Consider the following 17,862-nt stretch of genomic DNA (forward strand, 5'->3'; position numbering starts at 1 on the left):
TTGATGAAAACGCGCGAAGCTTACGCCCCGATGTCTGGAGAGTAAACCCGCAAAAGGAAGTGTGTCGGGGAATATGACGGGTGTTCAGGAAGGGTTCAGGATTGCCCCCGAGATCGCCGAGATCGTTCCCACGCTCTGCGTGGGAACGATCAACGGTCTGGTTTAGCTGGCAGTCGCCAACAACAGATCCATCACCGAACGGCTGTGCCCGCGGTTCTTGCCATGCTCATACAGCGAGCCGGCAATCTCGTCCGCGCGGATCGGCAGGATCGACAGCAGCGTATCGCTCAGACCGTGGCTGGCCTGGCAGAAGCCCTGCATGTACAGACCGGCCTTGCAGCGCTCGTCGGTGATCAGCCGGTAATTGCGGTCGACCTCGAAATCGCCCAGGTATTCCTCCAGCGGCGCCAGCAGTTTGCGATGCATCTGACGCTCGTAACCGGTGGCCAGAACGACCGCGTCGTAGGCACGCACGGTGACTTCGCCGGTGGCGTTGTTGTGCACGGTCAGTTCGATACCGCGCTCGGTGGCGGTGGCTTTCTCGACCGTGGTCAGAGTGCGGAACGCATGGCGCGCAACACCGGAAACCTTCTGGCGATAGAAGATGCCGTAGATGCGCTCGATCAGGTCGATGTCGACCACCGAATAGTTGGTGTTGTGGTACTCGTTGACCAGACGCTCACGCTCGCTGCTCTTCTGCTGGAAAATCAGGTCGGTGAATTCCGGCGAGAACACTTCGTTGACGAACGGGCTGTCGTCCGCCGGTTTCAGGGCCGAGCCGCGCAGGATCATGTCGACCTGCACCGACGGGAACGAATCGTTCAAGTCGATGAAGGCTTCCGCCGCGCTCTGGCCGCCACCGATGATCGCGATGCTCATCGGCTGGTTGTTGTTGCACGGCTGCTTGGCCATCTCGGCCAGGTATTGCGAGTGATGGAACACCCGACCGTCGCCCTTCAGTGCCTTGAACGCCTCGGGAATGCGCGGCGTACCACCGGCGCTGACCACCACCGAACGCGCGGTGCGCACGAATTGCTGGCCTTCGGTATCACGGGAAATCACCCGCAGCGCTTCGACCTGATGGTTGTGCAGCACCGGCTCGATGGTCAGCACTTCTTCACCGTAGCGGCTCTGCTCGGTGAACTGCGCGGCGACCCAGCGCAGGTAGTCGTTGTACTCCATGCGGCAGGGGTAGAAGGTGCCGAGGTTGATGAAGTCCACCAGACGGCCGTGGTGCTTGAGGTAGTTGACGAACGAGTACGGGCTGGTCGGATTGCGCAGGGTCACCAGATCCTTGAGGAAGGAAATCTGCAACTCGCTCTGGGTCGACAGGGTGTTGCCGTGCCAGCTGTAGTTGGGTTGTTTGTCGAGAAACAGAACATCCAGTTCCCCCTGGGTCGGGCCGCGCTCCTGCAGAGCGATGGCCAGCGCCAGGTTCGAAGGGCCGAAACCGACGCCGATCAGGTCGTGAACGATGGGCGATGCAATTGCCTGTGTCATTTCCAGTGTCCTCTGGACGAAAAGCCTGAGTGACCTGACCGGCCTTGAGCAGGACAGCAGATCGTCTGTTGAGTAGGAACGAGGACAGTGAAATAAAATTTAACGACGACGGCTCAATGGGCGTCCCATTGTTTGATGCGCAGGCGGCAATGCTTCATGGCGTTGACGATGTGCTTTTCCACCAGAGCCTTGGAAATCCCTAGGTGTTCGGCAATCTCGGGGTGCGACAGACCTTCGATCTTGCGCAGCAGAAAACTTTCGCGGCACAGCGGCGAAAGTTCTGCCAGGGCACGCTGAAGCATCTCCAGGCGCTGACTGTGGTCGAAGGTACTGTGAGGGGACGGAGTGAAATAGCGTTCTTCGCTGTCGAGCACATCCAGTGATTCAACCTGACGCAGGGCATTGCGCCGATGGTCGTCGATTACCAGATTGAGCGCGGTGCGGTAGAGGAAAGCCCGGGGTTGCTCGATCGGCGTGTCGCTGGAGCGCTCCAGCACCCGCACATAAGCGTCATGCACCACATCTTCGGCGACCTGGCGGTTGCCGAGCTTGGCGTTCAGGAAACACACCAATTCGCGATAGTAGTTTTCCAACATGACTCCCGGCCGCGTGGGGTGCGGTTTCTGTCCTTGAGCCCGATCCTGACTGCCCTGGAGGCAGTAGCACGATAGTGGCAACTTGAGGGGCGTAATTTATAGTAATTCTCATATAGATTTAAAGTAGTGATTCTCTTCACCAGACAAATAGTCCTGCCGGGCGACCTGTAACTTCGTGTGTGAGCACTTAAATTCCCTTGCGCATTCATCGTTTACAGGACAGCTCCCCGTGTCTGTCGTGCCTTGCGACAGCGTTCAGCGACCGACCGAACCTGTTCACCTGCTGAACGACGGGCCGAATTCCACTGGCCGGAACCCTGCATGAAACGTCCCCGCCCCGCCCGACGCGCCCTGTTCATCGCCCTTTGCCTGATCCCTGTCATCGCCGTTGCCGCGTGGCAGGTGTTGCCGCCGGGCCGTGAGACCCTCGCCACTGTTCAAGTGACACGCGGCGATATCGAAAACAGCGTGACTGCACTCGGCACCCTGCAACCGAGGCGCTATGTGGATGTCGGTGCCCAGGCGTCCGGGCAGATCCAGAAAATTCACGTCGAGGCCGGCGATGTGGTCAAGGAAGGCCAGTTGCTGGTGGAAATCGACCCGTCCACGCAAAAGGCCAAGCTCGACGCAGGCCGGTTCTCCATCGAGAATCTCAAGGCCCAGTTGCAGGAACAACGCGCCCAGCATGAGCTGGCGCAGCAAAAGTACCAGCGTCAGCAGAAACTCGCCGCCGGCGGCGCCACCCGCGAGGAAGACGTCCAGACCGCCCGGGCCGAAGTGCGCGCCACGCAGGCCCGCATCGACATGTTCCAGGCGCAGATCCGCCAGGCGCAGGCCAGCCTGCGCAGCGACGAAGCCGAGCTCGGTTACACACGCATCTATGCGCCGATGTCCGGCACGGTGGTGGCGGTAGGCGCCCGGGAAGGCCAGACGCTCAACGCGCAACAGCAGACCCCGCTGATTCTGCGGATCGCGCGGCTCTCCCCGATGACCGTGTGGGCCGAAGTCTCCGAGGCCGACATCGGTCACGTCAAACCGGGCATGACCGCTTACTTCACCACCCTCAGCGGCGGCAGCCGTCGCTGGAGCAGTACCGTACGGCAGATTCTGCCGGTGCCGCCGCGCCCGCTCGAACAGAGTCAGGGCGCCAGCCCCACCAGCGGTCGCAGTGGCAGCGAACGGGTGGTGCTTTACACGGTATTGCTGGATGTCGATAACGCCGATAACACCCTGATGACCGACATGACCGCCCAGGTGTTCTTTGTTTCGCAGCAGGCACAGAACACCCTGACCGTGCCCACCGCCGCCCTGCAACACAGCGCTCGCGCGGACTGGCAACTGGCGCAGGTGGTCGCCGCCAATGGCGAGGTTCAATCCCGGGAAGTCCGTACCGGCATCCGCGACCGCTTGCGCACGCAGGTTCTTGAAGGACTTGTCGAAGGCGATCATGTCCTGAGCAGCCCGGCCACAGGCAACGGAGGCTGAATGCAAACGCCCCTGATTGACCTGCGGCAGATCCGCAAAGCCTATGGCGGCGGCGACAGTCCGCGGGTGGAAGTGCTGCGCGGCATAGATCTGTCGATTCATGCCGGCGAATTCGTGGCGATCGTCGGCGCGTCCGGTTCCGGCAAATCGACACTGATGAACATCCTCGGCTGCCTCGACCGACCGACCAGCGGCGAATACCTGTTTGCCGGTGAAGAGGTCGCGCGGCTGGACACCGACGCTCTGGCCTGGCTGCGACGCGAGGCGTTCGGCTTCGTGTTTCAGGGCTATCACCTGATTCCGTCAGGTTCGGCCCAGGAAAACGTCGAAATGCCGGCCATCTACGCAGGCACACCGGCCGCCGAACGCCACGCCCGAGCCCACGCGTTGCTGACTCGCCTGGGTCTTGCCGGGCGCACCGCCAACCGCCCGCACCAACTCTCCGGCGGACAGCAGCAGCGGGTATCGATTGCCCGTGCGCTGATGAATGGCGGTCATATCATTCTCGCCGACGAACCCACCGGTGCACTCGACAGCCAAAGCGGCGCCGAAGTCATGACCCTGCTCGATGAACTGGCGGATCAGGGCCATGTGGTGATTCTCATCACCCACGACCGCGAAGTTGCGCAACGCGCCAAGCGCATCATCGAGATCCGCGACGGCCTGATCATCAGCGACACCGCCGATCCGTCATCGCCCCCCTCGCCCGCCGTCGGTTCCGGCGCATTGCAGGCCGTGGATCTGCGCGAGCGTCTGAACACCGGCAGCACCCAGACCGGCGCCTGGAAAGGCGAATTGGTGGACGCCGTGCAAGCGGCGTGGCGAGTGATGTGGGTCAACCGATTCCGCACCGCGCTGACCCTGCTGGGCATCGTCATCGGCGTCGCGTCCGTGGTGGTGATGCTGGCGGTGGGCGAAGGCAGCAAGCGCCAGGTGATGGCGCAAATGGGCGCCTTCGGCTCCAACATCATTTACCTCAGCGGCGCCGCCCCAAACCCGCGCACGCCACCGGGCATCATCACCCTCGATGACGTCGCCGAACTGGCCGCCCTGCCCCAGGTGGAGCGCATCATGCCGGTCAACGGCTCGACCGCCGGCGTGCGCTTCGGCAATGCCGACCACACCAGTTACGTGGGCGGCAATGACACCAATTTCCCGACCATTTTCAATTGGCCGGTGGTCCAGGGCAGCTACTTCACGCAAGCCGACGAAGACAGCGCCGCTGCCGTGGCGGTAATCGGCACCAAGGTTCGCGACAAGCTGCTCAAGGATGTCGCCGATCCCGTCGGTCAATACATCCTGATCGAAAACGTACCGTTCCAGGTGCTCGGAGTCCTCGCGGAAAAAGGCTCCAGCTCTGGCGACTCGGACAGTGACAACCGGATCGCCGTGCCCTACTCCGCCGCCAGCATGCGCCTGTTCGGCAGCCGCAATCCCGAGTATGTGGTCATCGCCGCGCGGGACGCCCGCAAGGTCAAAGAGGCTGAGCAAGCCATCGAGCAATCGATGCTGCGCCGGCACAACGGCAAAAAGGATTTCGAGCTGACCAACAACGCGGCCATGATTCAGGCCGAGGCGCGAACCCAGGGCACGCTGTCGCTGATGCTCGGCGCGATTGCCGCCATTTCCCTGCTGGTGGGCGGTATCGGCGTGATGAATATCATGCTCATGACCGTGCGCGAGCGTACCCGGGAAATCGGCATCCGCATGGCCACCGGCGCCCGTCAGCGCGACATCCTGCGCCAGTTCCTGACCGAGGCAGTGATGCTCTCGGTAGTCGGCGGCGTTGCCGGGATCAGCCTGGCGATGCTGGTCGGTGGTGTGCTGCAACTCAGCGGCGTCGCCATGGCGTTCCAGTGGATTGCAGTGTTCGGCGCCTTCGGTTGCGCGCTGGCCACCGGTGTCATCTTCGGCTTCATGCCTGCCCGCAAGGCCGCCCGGCTCGATCCGGTCAAGGCCCTCACCAGTGAATGATCGACCTATGAAAGCCCACCTGACACTTCTCGCCGCCAGCGTTTTGCTGGCGGCCTGCGGCAGCCCCGCGCCACGTCCCGACAGCGGCCTGCGACCACCGCCCGCCTGGCAATCGCCCGAACATCCCGGCGCCAGCCAAAGCGATCGACAATGGTGGACGCATTTCGGCAGCACGGAACTCGATCATCTGATCGAACAGGCCCGGCTGGGCAGCCATGACCTGGCCGCCGCCGTCGCCCGGGTGAGGCAGGCGCAGGCCAGCGCGACCATCGCCGGTGCGCCGCTGCTGCCCGAGGTCAAGGCCGGGCTGAATGCCAATCGCCAGAAACTCTTGCGAGGCAAAGGCTACAGCCAGCTCGACGTGAACCCCGACAACCGCTCGCTGGATTACTACGACGCCGAGTTGAGCGCCAGTTACGAAATCGATTTCTGGGGCGGCAAACGCGCCGCCCGGGACAGCGCGGTGTTCGGCGTGCAGGCCAGCGAGTTCGATCGCTCGACGGTGGAACTGACCCTGCAAAGTGCCGTCGCCAATAGCTACACACAGGCCTTGGCGCTGCGCGAACAGGCGCGGATCGCCGAACTCAATCTGACCAATGCGCAAAGCGTTCTGCATCTGGTGCAGACCCGCTACGACGCTGGCAGCGCCACCGCGCTGGAACTGGCTCAGCAGAAAAGCCTGGTCGCCGAACAACAGCGCAAACTGCCGTTGGTGCAACAACAGGCCCGCGAGGCACTGATCACCCTGGCCGCGCTGCTCGGCCAACCGGTGCAGGAGTTGCCGACACCCCGACAGGCTTTCGCCCAACTGCAATGGCCGGACATCGCCAGCGGTGTGCCCAGCGATCTGCTGCAACGGCGCCCGGACATCGCCAGCGCCGAAGCCAGACTGGCCGCCGCCCAGGCCGATGTGACCGTCGCCCGCGCCGCCATGCTGCCCAAGGTCACGCTGACCGCCAGCCTCGGCACCGGCGCGGACCTCGCATCGAATCTGCTGCGCACGACCTTCTACAACCTGTCGTCAGGTCTGGTGGCACCGATCTTCAACAATGGCCGCCTGCGTGCCGAGCGCGACAAGGCCACGGCGCGCCAGGAAGAATTGCTGGAGACCTATCGCGGCGCAATCATCAATGGTTTCGCGGACGTGGAAAAAGCCCTGACGAGCATTCGCGGCCTCGATGAACAGCGTCAATGGCAAGGCGAGGAACTGCGCCAGGCACAGACCGCGTTCGATATCGCCCAGAGCCGCTATCAGGCCGGCGCCGAGGATCTGCTGACGGTGTTGCAGACTCAACGCACGCTGTATGCCGCCCAGGACATGAACGTGCAGCTGCGGCTGTCACGCCTGCAGGCCAGCATCGCGCTGTACAAGGCGCTGGGCGGGGGTTGGCAAGTCATCTGAACAGCGCTTTGTTCAAGGCAAAAAAAATCGCAGCCCGACGCTGCGATTTTTTTTGCCTTCAGAGTTGTCGCCCCTTGACCTTCAGATGCCTGGCGTACCACGGCCGCTGCGGCACTTTGCGGAACAGGTCGGCCATGTTGTCTTCATCGCCGAACGTGATGCGCAATGCCAGCTTCATGGTCTCCGGGTCCATCTCCACCGAACGTCCCGCCTGAAGGCCGGGAACGGTGCTGCAACCATGGGAGTCGGGGCCGAGCCACGGATCATCGACCTCGACCCAGCGCCCCGGTGCAAACCATTGGACGCCATTGACTTGCAGGCGGCTCACTTCACCTGGATGAAAGCGTTCGTGAGCGCGATACCAGTCTTCGATGCGGTCGTCGATCCAGCCATGGAAACGCCAGAACACCGGGTTCACATGGGAGGAAAACGGATCGCCGAGAAAATCGTTTTCCGGGGCATACCAGCGCGCCGCGAAATCAGCCTGATCCCGAGCCATCGGCACTGGAATATCATTGGACGGATCACGGGCCACCGATGCCCAGCGCATGTGCAGCCAGTCGTGCAGGCCCAGCTCGACTTCCGAGCCGAACTGGCCGAGCGTCAGCTTCGAGAGATAGCGCGGATCGGTGTACTGCGATTCCCAGACCTGGAAGTTGCTGTGGTAGGTCTCGGCCGTCTTGATGTCGCTGACCCACTGTGTGTATTCGTCATCGCCTTCCGTCAGCCAGGTCGGCGGCAAGGCATCGCCGTCGTGGTTGTCGAAGTAGCGGGCGAACCCCAGACGATCACGCTCGAGCTCCGGTTGCGGCGCGGGGAATTTCAACCAGGACGGCAAGTCCTGCATTGAGCGGGCGGTGCCCAGCATGTGCCGGTGCATGAAGAAAAAGTCGATGCCCGAGCCGTTGCGATCCTTGCGCGGACCGCGCGCATCACGCTCCTTGTAACGCGGGCCGGGTTGCCAGCCGATGCCGCGCAACGCATCGCGTTTTTTCTCGGACAGTTTGTGCCACTTGTCCCGCGAGGCATGCCAGAGCTGGTGAAACAGGCGATGCTCGGGCGACACCAGCCACGCCAGCAAGGTCGGGTTCAGACCGGTTCGCTCACGCGCCTCGGGGAAGCGACGCTTGATGGCGATGAAACGGTTATCGAGCTCCGGCAGACCCAACGGCCGATCCAGGCGCAGCACCTGCCCGGTGAACGTGCCGCTGCCGGCATTGCCGAAGGCCGCCCAGACTTCGTCCAGTTTGACATCGAGCTCGTAGACCGCCGGCGCCTGTGGCTGGTCCGTGCGCATCAGACGCCAGTACAGCTGCGCGCCATTACCCGAGACCAGATCGCCAATGACGTCATAGCGGGGCAACCCGTCGCCCCGCAACCGCGCGCCGGTGTCGAGACAGCCGCGCAAGCCGCGCCCGCGCTGGGCAATGTCGAGAAACAATTCCAGGCCTTCACGGGGCAGGCCGTCGAGCCCGGCATCGGCACCCGTGAAGCGGATGTCCCAGACCCCGCGCAAGTTGTTGGCCAACTGCTGGCCGGCGGTGTCCGCCAGATCCACCGTGGCCTCGCCGGGCGTGATCGGCTCGTCCTCGCGGGTCAGCTCACGATGTGCATAAAAAGCGGCAGGCAGCGCAGCGCCCGTGAGTGCCATGCCCGCCATGAACCAGCGTCGAGAGATCGTCATTGCCCTACCTGTGTCAGCCATGAAGCAGGCTTTATCCAAGCTAGAACGTTTGCTGGTGCGACAAATTTATCGCCTGCCCGAAAAGATCTCCGAAGGCCCGGACCGCGTTCGCGCGTTCTTTTGCCGCCTCGCTAAATTCTTTGCCTCCCCAGTCGTTCCTCCCAGATAGCAAAGGCCCCTGCGCCTGTACCTCGACGGCGAACCTGAATGAGATGGCAATGACAAAACCGCGTTCGAAAAAGGCTCTATACATCGGCCTGCCGCTGGCCTTGGCGATCAGCGCCGGCGCAGGCTTTCTGGCCTGGGATTACTGGTTCAGGGACAACCCCGGCTACCCGGTCAAGGTGATGAAACAGGCCACCGAACTGCAGGAGCGGATCCTGTCGTTCGACAGCCACATCACCGTGCCCTTGAGTTTCGGCGCCCATGGCAATGAAGCCGACAAGGACGGCTCCGGGCAGTTCGACCTGATCAAGGCCAACCGTGGACGGCTGTCCGGCGCGGCGCTGACGGTGTTCGGCTGGCCGGAAATGTGGAACGGCCCGAACGCGCCTCACCGCCCCACCGACGGTTTCGTCGAAGAGGCCCGCAATCAACAGGAAGTGCGTTACAAGATCATCTCGGGCCTGGTGCGCGACTTCCCCAACCAGGTCGGCATCGCCTATACCCCCGACGATTTCCGCCGCCTGCATGGCGAAGGCAAGTTTGCGATTTTCATCAGCATGCTCAACGCCTACCCGCTGGGCAACGACCTGAGCAAACTGGACCTGTGGGCCGGTCGTGGCATGCGCATGTTCGGCTTCAGCTATATCGGCAACAACAGCTGGGCAGACTCCTCGCGCCCGTTGCCGTTTTTCAATGATTCCCCGGATGCGCTCGATGGCCTCTCGGACATCGGCAAACAGGCCGTGCACCGCCTCAATGACCTGGGCGTGATCATCGACGTCTCGCAGATGTCGACCAAGGGCCTGGAGCAGGTTGCGCAACTGAGCCGTACACCGCTGGTGGCTTCGCACTCCGCGCCGAGAGCGGCGGTGGACATTCCGCGTAACCTAAGCGACAAGGAACTGCAGCTGATCAAGAACAGCGGCGGCGTGGTGCAGGTGGTCGGTTTCTCGCAGTACCTCAAACCGCTGACCCAGGGCACCCAGGACAAACTCAACGCCCTGCGCGCCCGCTTCGATCTGCCGCCTCTGCCGAACCTGGCCATGGCGCTGATGCCGGGCGACCCGATCATCACCGCCTGGTCGGAACAGAAACTCGGTCAGTACGCCAGCGGCCTGTACGGAATTCTCGAAGAGGAACCGAAAGCCACCCTGAAGGACTTCGGCGACGCCATCGACTACACCGTGCGCAAGATCGGCATCGACCACGTCGGCATCTCTTCGGACTTCAATGACGGCGGCGGAATCAAGGGCTGGGAAAACGTCGGCGAGATCCGCAACGTCACCGCCGAACTGATCCAGCGCGGTTACTCCGAAGCCGACATCGCCAAGCTGTGGGGCGGCAACTTCCTGCGGGTCTGGGATCAGGTGCAGAAAGCCGCCAAACCTGCCCTGATCTCCCGTCAGGACACGACCCGACCATGACTGACCGCCGCACTTTTCTGAAGCAGGCCGGCGTACTGGCCGCCGCCCTGCCTCTGGGCGTGAGCCTGGCTGAACCGGCCCGCGCCGCCGCTTCGCCGCAGGACAAATGGGTAGCATTGCGCGGGATGTTCGAACAGGATCCGGACGCGATCCACTTCGCCAACTTCCTGGTGACATCGCACCCAAGGCCCGTTCGCGAGGCTATCGCTCGCCATCGTGCGGACATCGACCGCAATCCGGGCCTGGCCATGGACTGGGATCTGGGCGTCACCGAACAGCGCGAAGAAAACGTGCGGGTCTGGGCCGGCCAGTACTTGCAGGCCAGGCCGAGCCAGATCGCCCTCACCGGCAGCACCACCGAAGGTCTGGCGATGATCTACGGCAGTGTGCACGTGCGCCCGGATCAGGAAATCCTGACCACGGTTCACGAGCATTACTCTACCCGCAACATCCTCGACTTCCGCACCGCCCGCGACGGCACCCGGGTGCGCAAGCTCACGCTGTTCGAGAACCCGCAAAGCGTTTCGACGGATCAGGTGCTCGACATCATCAATCGCAACATCCGCCCCGAAACCCGCGTTCTCGGCATGACCTGGGTGCACTCGGGCAGCGGCGTGAAACTGCCGATCGCCGACATTGCCCGCCTCGTCGACGAACACAACCGAAACCGCGACGACAAGGACCGGATCATTTACGTGGTCGACGGCGTGCACGGTTTTGGTGTCGAAGACCTGAGCTTCCCGCAGATGAACTGCGATTTCTTCATCGCCGGCACGCACAAATGGATGTTCGGCCCGCGCGGCACCGGCATCGTCTGCAGTCGCAGCGACGAAGTGAAATACGTCAGCCCCAGCGTGCCGACCTTCTCCGAAGCCACGACCTTCGCCAAGACCATGACGCCCGGCGGCTATCACGCCTTCGAACATCGCTGGGCGGTGGACGAGGCGTTCAAGCTGCACCTGCAACTGGGCAAGGCCGACGTGCAGGCGCGCATCCATCAGCTCAACAGCTATTTGAAGCAGCGCTTGCTGGAACAGCCGAATGTCGAACTGGTGACCCCGGTCGATCCGGAGTTCTCTGCCGGTTTCAGCTTCTTCCGGGTCAAGGGCCGTGACAGCGATGACATCGCCGCCCGCCTGATGAAACACCGCGTGGTCTGTGATGCCGTCAGCCGCGACGTCGGCCCGGTGATCCGGACCGCGCCCGGTCTGCTCAACACTGAAGCCGAAGTGGACCGTTTCCTCGATTTGCTGGGCAAGACGCTGCGCGCCTGACCCCTGCGCCCCCGGTTTTACTTTAAACAGAGACGACTCATGAAAAAGCCTCACGCCTCAATCACCTTCAAGGCATTGCCCGCCCTGGCCCTGACCGCCCTGTGCGCGGGCCTTCTGCCGGGCGCCGCCCTGGCAGCCACCCCGCCGGCCCCCGGCAAAGTGTTCAAGGACTGCAAGGATTGTCCGGAAATGGTGGTGTTGCCGACCGGCACTTACACCATGGGCACACCGGACGACGAAGTCGGCCGCGAACCCGACGAAGGCCCGCGCCACGAAGTGACCTTCACCCGACCGTTCGCCATCAGCCGCTTTCAGGTGCTGGTCGGCGAGTGGGATGCGTATGTCCGCGAGACCGGCGCCAAGCCCTATGACTTCGATGATCGCCCGGGCCGCCGCTGCACCGCCGGCAAGCCCGAGTTCAAACAGACCAAACGCGACCCGGCCGTCTGCATGAACGTGGCCGAAGCCCAGGGCTACATCGACTGGCTGTCGAAAAAGACCGGCCACAGCTATCGCCTGCCGAGCGAGTCGATCCGCGAATACGCGGCCCGTGGCGGCAGCACCGGATCGTTCCCCTTCCCGTTCGACGAAGGCAGCGACTACCAGATTTCCAAACACGCCAACACCTACGGCGCCGCCGACGGTTACAACTTCACGTCCCCGGCCGGCACCTTCCCGGCCAACGCCTTTGGCGTGTACGACGCCCACGGCAACGTCTACGAATGGACAGCCGACTGTTATCACAAGGATTACTCCGGCGTACCCAACGACGGCCGCCCATGGGTACAGGAAAACTGCGAACGCCAGGTCATGCGGGGCAACGACTGGGGCGAAGCACCGGTGTTTTCCCGTTCCGGCAACCGCAACAGCAGTTGGCCGACCAGCAAGGGTGACTGGCTGGGCTTTCGCGTAGTGCGCGACCTCTGACCACGACTGCCAGCGACCGCAGCCCGTCTGCGGTCGTTTAAAGAAACCCCGTGACCATTCGTTTTCCTTACATACCGGCACTCCCTCCGCACCGAAGCAGGAATCCTCCATGACCAAGCCAACGCGTGGGGCGATCAACGAATTGTTCGCCCTGCTCAAGCCCTTCCGCCTGATTGTCTGCGTATCCATCGTGCTCGGCATGATCGGCGGCCTGAGCGTCACCGTGCTGCTGGCGACCATCAACAACGCCTTGCACTCGGCCGACGGACTGACCCGCACCGTGGTCATGATTTTCGCCGGGCTGTGCGCCCTGGCCTTGCTGACCACGATCCTGTCCGACATCGGCACCAACTACGTCGGCCAGCACATCATTGCCCGCCTGCGCAAAGAGCTGGGGGAGAAAGTGCTGTCGGCACCGATCGACCAGATCGAACGCTATCGCAGCCACCGCCTGATTCCGGTGCTGACCCACGACGTGGACACCATCAGCGACTTCGCCTTCGCGTTTGCACCGCTGGCCATTTCCATGACCGTGACCCTGGGTTGCCTCGGTTATCTGGCGATGCTGTCCTGGCCGATGTTCCTGATGATGCTGGTGGCAATCGCCATCGGCACCACCATCCAGGCGATTGCCCGCGCCAAGGGCATGCGCGGGTTTTACGCTGCGCGCGACTCCGAAGACGAGCTGCAAAAGCACTACAACGCGATCGCCGAAGGTGCCAAGGAACTGCGCATCCATCGCCCGCGCCGCCAGCGCATGTTTGTGTCGGGTATCCAGAAGACTGCCGAAAAGATCTGCGACACCCAGATCAAATCGATCAACACCTTCGTGATCGCCAAGTCCTTCGGATCGATGCTGTTCTTCGTGGTGATCGGCATGGCCCTGGCCCTGCAATCGTTCTGGCCGAGCGGTGACAAGGCCGTGATGAGCGGCTTCGTGTTGGTGCTGCTGTACATGAAAGGCCCGCTGGAACATCTGGTCAGCACACTGCCGATCATCAGCCGCGCGCAGATTGCCTTCCGACGGATTGCCGAACTGAGCGAGCAGTTCTCCTCGCCCGAGCCGCACCTGCTGCTGGAAGACCAGGGCAAGAAGCCCGGTGCCGTCAACCGTCTGGAATTGAACAATGTGCGTTATGCCTTCCCGCCGGTTGCAGGCAGCGAACCGTTCCGCCTCGGACCGGTCAACCTGCGCATCGAGCAAGGCGACATCGTGTTCATCGTCGGTGAAAACGGCTGCGGCAAAACCACCCTGATCAAACTGCTGTTGGGCCTGTATGCGCCGACCGAAGGCGAGATCAAGGTCAACGGCCAGCCGATCACCGCGTTGAACCGTGACGACTACCGACAGAACTTCACCACGATCTTTGCCGACTACTACCTGTTCGACGACCTGATCCAGGGTGACCGCGAAGTGCCGCAGGACGCTACCCGCTACCTCGAACGCCTGGAGATCGCGCACAAGGTCAGCGTGCGCGACGGAGCGTTCACCACCACCGATCTGTCCACCGGCCAGCGCAAGCGTCTGGCACTGGTCAACGCCTGGCTCGAAGAGCGCCCGGTGCTGGTGTTCGACGAATGGGCCGCCGATCAGGACCCGACATTCCGGCGGATTTTCTACACCGAACTCCTGCCCGACCTGAAACGGCTGGGCAAGACCATCATCGTGATCTCCCACGATGACCGTTACTTCGACGTTGCCGATCAACTGGTGCGCATGGAGGCCGGAAAGGTCAAAAGCGAACTGCAAACCGCTTGATCGACGAAGCCGCGGCCAGACCGGAAAAATATTTTCCGGTTTACCGCGGCTTTCTCGTCTTAATGAGATGAATAAGAACCATTAACAACTATACCTGCCAAGGTCTTAACCTCATGTCCGCATCCCGCTTCATGCTTCGCCCACTGACCCGAGCCCTGCTCATGCACGGTGCTACCCGCTCCCGTCTGGCCACCACCGGCCTGGGACTGGCAATGACGCTGGCCGTCGCCCCGTATGTCCAGGCCCAGGAATGGACCCTGAACATCCCGGCGCAACCTTTGGCCCAGGCCCTGCAATCGCTCGGTCAGCAGACCAGCCTGCAAATCATCTACAGCCCGGAAAGCCTGCAAGGCCTGCGCTCCACCGCCCTCAACGGCCGGTACGCGGACGACAGCGCCATCGCGGCCATCCTCAAGGGCACCGGCATCCGTCATCAGCGTGACGGCAATACCGTGACCCTGCTGGCCCCCGCCACCGGCAGCGCGATGGAACTGGCACCGACCAACATCGACGGGCAACGACTGACGGCCACTACCGAAGGCAGCAACTCCTACACCACCGGTGGCGTGACCATCGGCAAGGGCGTGCACTCGCTGAAGGAAACCCCGCAGTCGGTCACGGTCATGACCCGCAAGATGCTGGACGACCAGAACCTCAACACCATCGAACAAGTGATGGAAAAGACTCCGGGCATCACCGTTTACGACTCGCCCATGGGCGGCAAGTATTTCTACTCGCGCGGTTTTCGCATGACCGGCCAGTACCAGTACGACGGCGTGCCGCTGGACATCGGCAGCAGCTACGTACAGGCCGACAGTTTCAACAGCGACATGGCCATTTATGACCGCGTCGAAGTGCTGCGCGGTGCTGCCGGCATGATGAAAGGCGCAGGCGGTACGGCCGGTGGCGTCAACTTCGTGCGCAAGCGCGGCCAGGACACCCCGCACACCCAACTGTCGCTGTCGGCAGGCTCGTGGGACAACTATCGTGGTCAGGTCGACACCGGCGGCCCGCTGAACGACGCCGGCACCCTCCGTGGCCGCGCCGTGGTCACCCAGCAGACCCGTCAGTACTTCTATGACGTGGCCAGCCGCAAGGACCAGATCTACTACGGTGCCCTGGACTTCGACCTCAGCCCCGACACCACCCTGGGCCTGGGCATGGCCTATGAAGACGTCGACGCCACACCTTGCTGGGGCGGTCTGCCGCGCTACGCCGATGGCTCCGACCTGCACCTCAAGCGCTCCACCTGCCTGAACACCTCGTGGAACAACCAGCGCAGCAAACGCGCCACCTACTTCGGCGACGTGAAACACCAGTTCAACGACGACTGGTCCCTGAAAGTGGCCGGGGTCTTCTCGCGCAACACCCAGGACATGGAATACGCGTTCCCGAGCGGCGCGGTGCCGGTAGGCGCCACCAGCTCCAACACGCTGATGCTGGGGAGCATCTACGACTACGAGCAGACCGACTACGGCTTCGATGCCTACGTGGACGGCAAATTCGACGCGTTCGGCCAGCAGCACGAACTCACCGTCGGCGCCAACGCCAGCCGTTCCCACAAGGATGACTTCTACGCCGTGGCGGCCTTGCCACAGCGCCAGAACGTACTGAACCCAAACCATCACCTGCCCCAGCCTGACGAAAGCTACTACCTGGCCAATGCCTCCCGGGGCGGTCCGGTAGATATGCACATCAAGCAATACGGTGTTTACTCCACCGCCCGCCTGAAGCTGGCAGATCCACTGACCTTCGTGCTGGGCAGCCGTGTCAGCTGGTACAAGTCCGACACCGACTCCGTGCAGTACTTCCGCGGCGAAGGCACCCCGGTCAACACCAAGTCCACCGAAACCGGACAGGTCACCCCGTTTGCCGGACTGTTGTTCGATCTCAACGACAACCTGACCGCGTACGCCAGCTACACCGATATCTTCACCCCGCAAGGCGGCTACAAGACCATCGACGGCGGCACCCTCAAACCCCTGATCGGCCAGAGCTACGAGCTGGGGATCAAGGGCGAGTGGTTCGACGGTCGCCTGAACAGCTCCTTCAACCTGTTCCGCACCATTCAGAAAGATGCGGCCCAGGATGACCCGCGCTGTGAAGACAGTTCCTGCTCGCTGAACTCCGGCAAGGTCCGCGCCCAGGGCTTCGAAGCGGAAGTCAGCGGTGAAGTGATCGATCGCCTGCAACTGCTGGCCGGCTACACCTACACCCAGACCAAAGTGCTGGAAGACGCCGACGCCACCCAGGACGGCGTGATCTACAACTCCTACGTACCACGTCACCTGCTGCGCGTCTGGGGTGATTACAGCCTGAGCGGCCCTCTGGATCGCGTCACCATCGGTGCCGGCGTCAACGCCCAGAGCGGCAACTACCGCACCTCGCCACTGGGCGGTGACAACATCACCCAGTCGGGTTACGCGGTCTGGAACGGTCGCATCGGCTACCGCATCGATGACACCTGGTCCGTCGCCCTCAACGGCAACAACCTGTTCGACAAACGCTACTACGCCACTGTGGGCACCGAAGGTTTCGGTAACTTCTATGGCGACCCGCGCAATTTCGTGATGTCGGTCAAAGCTGACTTCTGATTACAGCGACCATGAAAAAACCCCGCATTGCGGGGTTTTTTCTGGCCTGCGAATTTGTCCGGGTTCAGCTCAATGCGCGATGCAGCGCACGGCTCAGGGTTTCGTGTACCTGCAGGACATCGGGCATCACCGACGCCAGCCTGAGCAAGTCGTGGGTCAGCCCCGGGCAGTGCTCGAGCTCGACGCTCACACCGTGCTCACGCAACTTGTCGACATACGCCTGGCCCTCATCGAGCAGCGGATCGAACCCGGCCAGCACGACAATGGCCGGGGCGACGCCACGCAGATCTTCGGCCAGCAACGGCGAGAAACGCCAGTCCAGATAATCTTCCGGGGTGCGCGCGTAATGCCCATAAAACCAGTCCAGTGTCTCGTCTTCCAGCAGATAGCCTTCGCTGAACAGGGCCCGCGAATCATGGGCACGGGAGGCGTCGGTGACTGGATAGCACAACAACTGAACCTTGGGTACGATGGCCACGGTGTGCGGCTGAACCACCGCTTGCACCGCCAGTACGGTGGCCAGCGTGGCCCCGGCGCTGTCACCGCCGAAGGCGACCCGGCCCGAGTCCAGGCCCAACGAAGCCGCGTGTTCGGCCAGCCACGACAAGGCGTCCTCACCGTCTTCCAGTGCCGTCGGGAAACGGTGCTCCGGCGCCAGTCGATAGCCCACGGAGAGCACCGCGCATGGCGTGCGCCGGCAGAACTCGCGACACACGCCGTCATGGGAATCGAGGCTTCCGACCACAAACCCGCCACCGTGGAAATACACCAGCACCGGCATTGGCGCTGACACACCGTGCGGGCGATAAAGTCGCAGTGCCAGCGGCGCACCGTCCCGGGCGGTCGCGCTGATGGCCTGCACGTCCAGGTCTTCGGGCGCCGTCCAGCGCAACTGCGCAGTGGTCTGTTCGAAGGTGTCCCGGGCCTGGGCCGGAGTCATTTGGTGCAGCGCCGGCAGACCGGCATCCTGGCTGTCTTGAGCCAGGTCGAGAAAGGCTTCCAGATCAGGGTGTAACGACATCGCGAAGATCCTTGTATCAGCAAAAAAGGGGCGCGCCTCGGCAACGCCCCTCAAAAA

General features: G+C 62.7%; 12 protein-coding genes. 8 read left to right on the top strand and 4 right to left on the bottom strand.

The features are described from left to right. Positions 1-162: 162 nt before the first annotated feature. Together L6D82_RS19080 and L6D82_RS19085 are read right to left on the bottom strand one after the other, a co-directional pair. On the bottom strand, positions 163-1,500 hold the full coding sequence (locus tag L6D82_RS19080) for a lysine N(6)-hydroxylase/L-ornithine N(5)-oxygenase family protein (protein ID WP_102717682.1): 1,338 nt from the start codon (positions 1,498-1,500) through the stop codon (positions 163-165). A 113-nt stretch (positions 1,501-1,613) separates the two neighbouring features. Next, on the bottom strand, positions 1,614-2,096 hold the full coding sequence (locus tag L6D82_RS19085) for a sigma-70 family RNA polymerase sigma factor (RefSeq protein ID WP_085747855.1): 483 nt from the start codon (positions 2,094-2,096) through the stop codon (positions 1,614-1,616). Positions 2,097-2,417: 321 nt separating this feature from the next. Between L6D82_RS19085 and L6D82_RS19090 the strand changes: the two genes are divergently transcribed. Genes L6D82_RS19090 through L6D82_RS19100 form a run of 3 tightly spaced genes read left to right on the top strand, consistent with a single transcriptional unit; the run spans position 2,418 to position 6,957 of the window. Beyond that, a complete protein-coding gene (locus tag L6D82_RS19090; protein WP_129973119.1) occupies positions 2,418-3,581 on the top strand; it encodes an efflux RND transporter periplasmic adaptor subunit in 1,164 nt (387 codons plus the stop codon). Then, positions 3,582-5,555 (top strand): MacB family efflux pump subunit, encoded by a 1,974-nt coding sequence (locus L6D82_RS19095; protein WP_129973118.1) that lies wholly within the window; start codon positions 3,582-3,584, stop codon positions 5,553-5,555. It begins immediately after the preceding gene. Positions 5,556-5,562: 7 nt separating this feature from the next. Continuing rightward, complete coding sequence (locus L6D82_RS19100; protein ID WP_236190997.1) at positions 5,563-6,957, top strand: efflux transporter outer membrane subunit; 1,395 nt, start codon at positions 5,563-5,565, stop codon at positions 6,955-6,957. Positions 6,958-7,015: 58 nt separating this feature from the next. On the opposite strand, the gene pvdP is transcribed toward L6D82_RS19100, so the two are convergent. Beyond that, positions 7,016-8,641: a pyoverdine maturation tyrosinase PvdP gene (pvdP, locus tag L6D82_RS19105; RefSeq protein WP_236190999.1), complete on the bottom strand. Its 1,626-nt coding sequence runs from the start codon at positions 8,639-8,641 to the stop codon at positions 7,016-7,018. Positions 8,642-8,859: 218 nt separating this feature from the next. Here pvdP and pvdM point away from each other — a divergent pair, with 218 nt between their 5' ends. The 5 genes from pvdM (at position 8,860) to L6D82_RS19130 (ending at position 16,784) form a co-directional block, all read left to right on the top strand. Beyond that, the gene (gene pvdM, locus L6D82_RS19110; RefSeq protein WP_102717686.1) at positions 8,860-10,230 is read left to right on the top strand and encodes a pyoverdine-tailoring dipeptidase-like protein PvdM; all 1,371 of its coding nucleotides are present in this window, start codon (positions 8,860-8,862) and stop codon (positions 10,228-10,230) included. Further along, positions 10,227-11,504 carry a pyoverdine-tailoring periplasmic protein PvdN gene (gene pvdN, locus L6D82_RS19115; protein WP_236191001.1) on the top strand — a complete coding sequence of 426 codons (1,278 nt, stop codon included), beginning with the start codon at positions 10,227-10,229 and terminating at the stop codon, positions 11,502-11,504. The genes pvdM and pvdN overlap by 4 nt, the downstream gene beginning before the upstream one ends. A gap of 39 nt (positions 11,505-11,543) precedes the next feature. Beyond that, positions 11,544-12,431 carry a dihydropyoverdine dehydrogenase gene (gene pvdO, locus L6D82_RS19120; protein WP_102686980.1) on the top strand — a complete coding sequence of 296 codons (888 nt, stop codon included), beginning with the start codon at positions 11,544-11,546 and terminating at the stop codon, positions 12,429-12,431. Between the two features lie 109 nt (positions 12,432-12,540). Next, positions 12,541-14,190, top strand: a complete 1,650-nt coding sequence (locus L6D82_RS19125; protein ID WP_236191003.1) for a cyclic peptide export ABC transporter — start codon at positions 12,541-12,543, stop codon at positions 14,188-14,190. A 113-nt stretch (positions 14,191-14,303) separates the two neighbouring features. Further along, positions 14,304-16,784 carry a TonB-dependent siderophore receptor gene (locus L6D82_RS19130; RefSeq protein WP_236191005.1) on the top strand — a complete coding sequence of 827 codons (2,481 nt, stop codon included), beginning with the start codon at positions 14,304-14,306 and terminating at the stop codon, positions 16,782-16,784. A gap of 64 nt (positions 16,785-16,848) precedes the next feature. Here L6D82_RS19130 and L6D82_RS19135 read toward each other — a convergent pair whose 3' ends face one another. Next, a complete protein-coding gene (locus tag L6D82_RS19135; protein ID WP_236191007.1) occupies positions 16,849-17,805 on the bottom strand; it encodes an alpha/beta hydrolase in 957 nt (318 codons plus the stop codon). Positions 17,806-17,862: the final 57 nt, after the last annotated feature.

Source organism: Pseudomonas paraglycinae (assembly GCF_021601625.1).
In the GTDB taxonomy this organism is placed as follows: Bacteria; Pseudomonadota; Gammaproteobacteria; order Pseudomonadales; family Pseudomonadaceae; genus Aquipseudomonas; species Aquipseudomonas paraglycinae.